Origin of the sequence: Pedobacter cryoconitis, from assembly GCF_003259615.1 — a bacterium.
Taxonomy (GTDB): domain Bacteria; phylum Bacteroidota; class Bacteroidia; order Sphingobacteriales; family Sphingobacteriaceae; genus Pedobacter; species Pedobacter cryoconitis.
Map to the genome: position 1 here is coordinate 1 of NZ_QLLR01000001.1, position 3,701 is coordinate 3,701.

At 33.9% G+C, this 3,701-nt stretch carries 4 protein-coding genes; 2 read left to right on the forward strand and 2 right to left on the reverse strand.

Annotated features, from left to right (window positions below):
• Positions 1-767: 767 nt before the first annotated feature.
• The gene (locus tag LY11_RS00010) at positions 768-1,163 is read left to right on the forward strand and encodes a hypothetical protein (RefSeq protein ID WP_111631691.1); all 396 of its coding nucleotides are present in this window, start codon (positions 768-770) and stop codon (positions 1,161-1,163) included.
• A gap of 165 nt (positions 1,164-1,328) precedes the next feature.
• Complete coding sequence (locus LY11_RS00015; protein ID WP_111631692.1) at positions 1,329-1,922, forward strand: hypothetical protein; 594 nt, start codon at positions 1,329-1,331, stop codon at positions 1,920-1,922.
• Positions 1,923-2,291: 369 nt separating this feature from the next.
• Here LY11_RS00015 and LY11_RS00020 read toward each other — a convergent pair whose 3' ends face one another.
• Positions 2,292-2,729 (reverse strand): GIY-YIG nuclease family protein, encoded by a 438-nt coding sequence (locus LY11_RS00020; protein ID WP_111631693.1) that lies wholly within the window; start codon positions 2,727-2,729, stop codon positions 2,292-2,294.
• A 174-nt stretch (positions 2,730-2,903) separates the two neighbouring features.
• Positions 2,904-3,350 carry a hypothetical protein gene (locus LY11_RS00025; RefSeq protein ID WP_111631694.1) on the reverse strand — a complete coding sequence of 149 codons (447 nt, stop codon included), beginning with the start codon at positions 3,348-3,350 and terminating at the stop codon, positions 2,904-2,906.
• Between the last annotated feature and the right edge of the window lie 351 nt (positions 3,351-3,701).

Below are 3,701 nucleotides of genomic sequence, written 5' to 3' on the forward strand. Positions count from 1 at the left end.
TCCCTGCTTAAAAAAAAGAAGTACTTGTCTTACTTTATGCATACTAAGTGGTTTATTGGCCATTTGCAAGGGTTTAGTTTGTTTAAACTAAACCTATGAATATGCCAGGTAAACTCTGCTTAGTGGTGTACTTTGCCCCGGAATCCAGTGGTGTACTTTGTGTCGGAATGTCAGTCCTTGCAAACTTCAATGATCGAAGGTAAAATGGTGTACTTTCCATCGGAATCATCAATACACTAAATCCTAATTAGTGGTGTAATATGGCTCGGAATGGTGGTGTACTTTGCCGCGGAATGGTGGTGTAGTATACCTCGGAATATCCAAGAAGAGCCCGCCAATTTGCCCTAAAGCCACAATCCCCCTCTTTTCACCTGTTTAAATACCCTTATAAATCTGAATTCACATTGATAAAATAGCTGTTCACGTAATAAAGTAGTACAAATTATAATATATCCCTATAATTAAGAAAACAAGGCTAATTATGGGAAATCTATCCAAAGCTATATTAGTAACCGCCACTTTAGAAGTCGCTCTACTTTTACTGGTATTCTTTATTAAATTCACAGATGGAGCCTTTCCCTTTTATAATCTGGCCCTTATTACCGGCGAAACAATAATGGTTGTTTTAATTAGCCTGATAGGTATATTGATAGTCAAATCAATGAAATCCGACTTCCGGATAGATAACTGAATTTACCATTGTGAAATGATATGAGCTAATGCGTAAGTAAACGACTATATTTGGCACTCTATTAAATTTAATCATCATGGCCGATACTCTCGTAAACTTGTTAAACTACAGCTATTCCATGGCGAAAGCCCTTCTGGAAGAACAAGGTGAACTCTATCCTATTGGCGTTTGCATCGATCAGGAAGGAAAAACCATGCAAAGGTTAAGCAAAGACGATACTGAAGATCTCCCGATTGCAAATATATTGGTAGATCAAATACAGCGTGATTTCACAAATAGGTTATCAGCTGGTACGATTACAGCTTATTCAATCGTCTATGAAGCCACTGTGACCAATCAACAATATCCAGAGCCTACAAACGTACTGATCGCTAAGTTCAGAGGTGCCGACATCAATACTGCAGGTACTTGCTTCCTGCCTTATAATATCAAGGATAAAGCAGTAGAATTTTTAGAACCCTGGCTGGAATAAGCCGGGTCTTTTCAGATTCGACCATCAGAGGCCTTATAGATTAGCGTATATTTAGCTACAACCCTTTTTATTATAGAATTATAAAAGAATTACTGAGGAAAAGTATCTCAAACATTAAGAATATTTTCTCCTTTAGTTACCTTTGCAAAAAAACACACAAAAACAATGAGCGAAATTAAACAGTACCCAGTCCTGAAACATATTGTAAATGTAATTAAGAAAGCTATAGCAGATTCTAAAGTTGAAGAGCAATCAGAAAGCGTTTCCATTATAAAAGATGGGAATGATTCAATTCATATAAAACAATTATTTGATAACACTGAAGATATAGCTACCATTTTCATCACTGATAAAAAAGAAATATTATTTAGCGAAGATTTATTAGAAACCCTGCAAGACATCGCAGACAGTGCAAAAGGTGATGCAGCATTAAAAAAAGCATTACAAGCTACTACTATCATTGTAAATGACCTGACTATTGAAACAGATTTTATATTTCAAGCGGTTAAAGAATCATTCAATGAATTAAGTGATAGCTATGAATTTTTAAAAACAACAGAAAAAAACATAGAGGAGCTTGCTGCTCAGTTTAAATTTGGTGATAACAGATTTGATATTAAACTTAAGAATGAGCCGGACATAATCCGTATCGAAGCTCAGGTTAATGACGCTGTAACTCCAAAAGTGAAAAAGATTATTGAAGCAGACATTGTTAAGATTGAACAAGGATTGACTAAAATGTTCAAGGGAGAAAAATAATTTGAAGATGGGATCAGGTGGTTAATGTTCTGATCCGAACAAAAAATTGTTAAAAAGACACCAGTTAGCTGGTGTCTTTTTTATGCGGTAGGCTGTGCTAAAAAGCAGACCTTAGTCTTCTTTGTCTGCCTTTACTTTTATTGGCTCCCATTGATGCGTAAATAATCGCTTATGATCTCAACATCCATAGCCTCTGTGTTTTTCACTCTCACATTGATTGTTCCGTCCTCGTTCACAGGGATAAAACCATAAACTATTTACCGATTATTGAAAGCAAATACAAATATCAAAAGGCCAATTTATTGAATTATATACTCGCCTCTTAGATGACTCCTATTGACCGGCTAATCCTACTGTAATTATTTGTTGTTATTTTCTATTCCATCTGGGTTTATATTTATTGATAAGTCTTTCTTCAATTTCAGCTGGTGAATCATAAATATTTGAGCAATGAGTAGCATACCAATCAATCTTTAATTGATCAAAGCTCTCTTTTACCATTGTCTCTTTCCAAAAAATATATCTGATAACTTTTTTACCTGTACCTGAATACCTGTGCTTTCCATTAATTAAACGATCTCTTAATCCACCTAATCCAGACACTCTGTGTTGAATTACGCCATTAGACAACAGCTTTCCTGATATACCAATATATACTAATTCTTCAATACCATTTTTAATGCCATAAATCAAATACACTCCACTAGCATCAGTAGGTGCATTGCACTCCATAAAGCACTCGCTTAATTTATCTCTTAGGTGAAATTTGAATGATCCATTCTGTGAATATTTTTTTAATGTTTCCATAACTGTTATTTACGGGATTGATTACAATTTTAATGCGCTAAAAGCAATACAACTCATTACATAAATTAGAAAAAATTAATGTCAACAATACAAATATGAAAAGAAGAATATATTAAAAAAGCCCTTCAATATGAAAGGCTTCTGCTTTAATATTACATGTGTTGAATAAAGAACTTATTGTCTTTTAACATAGGTTTTATTACCGTTGCTATTTATATAATATTGCCCTCCTCGTGAACCTGTTGAAACAGGTGCTGAGTAAGATGATGGACTTGAATTATACGATGATGTTGTTGATTTATAAGAAGATGGTTCTGAATTATAAGATGACGTTGTTGATTTATATTCTGGTGAAGTATTTTGATAATCGTTATTTAAAGGTTTATTATCGGGTTGAATATAACCATTGGTTCCAGTATAAGGATTCGTATTGGGTTTGGTTGTGTAGTTATCCCTATTAGTGTTGTTAGGAGTTGTTTTGTAATGTCCAGTTACGTAGGTACCATCACTTCTGGTATAACCAGTTACGTAAGTACTGGAAGGGTTAACTTGTGATTTTGCATTTGTTGCAAATACGAATAAACATGTTGCAACCAGGAATGAGAGTTTAATTAGTTTCATATCTTTTTATTTATAATAAAAGTAAGTATAACTTTCATATAATCAACCAGTTTAAATCTTGCAGTATTAAAAAGGGATCAAGTCATAAATTTGTGGATCAGGGATTAAATTTCAAGTTTTGGGTTTAATATTTTCTTAGTTCAAAGCAGATGGTTACGATTCTTTAATAAGCTGATTACTTCCTGATTTTATAGTTCAATTTATCATTATTAAAGGCTCCTGATTACTTTGATAAGAGATCGGTCAACGCTTCAGCGGAATTCTTAGGGGAGGAAAGATCCTGATTTTTCCAGGCTTGCTACTTTTACGAAAGTTCTCTGATGCCTTTGGGTTTCCATTGATTGTTTCATT

What these genes read in the sequence shown, in the direction of transcription:
- LY11_RS00010 (WP_111631691.1), top strand. Translation starts at nt 768, where the DNA reads ATGGCCGATACTCTCGTAAACTTGTTAAACTACAGCTATTCCATGGCG.
- LY11_RS00015 (WP_111631692.1), top strand. Translation starts at nt 1,329, where the DNA reads ATGAGCGAAATTAAACAGTACCCAGTCCTGAAACATATTGTAAATGTA.
- LY11_RS00020 (WP_111631693.1), bottom strand. Translation starts at nt 2,729, where the DNA reads ATGGAAACATTAAAAAAATATTCACAGAATGGATCATTCAAATTTCAC.
- LY11_RS00025 (WP_111631694.1), bottom strand. Translation starts at nt 3,350, where the DNA reads ATGAAACTAATTAAACTCTCATTCCTGGTTGCAACATGTTTATTCGTA.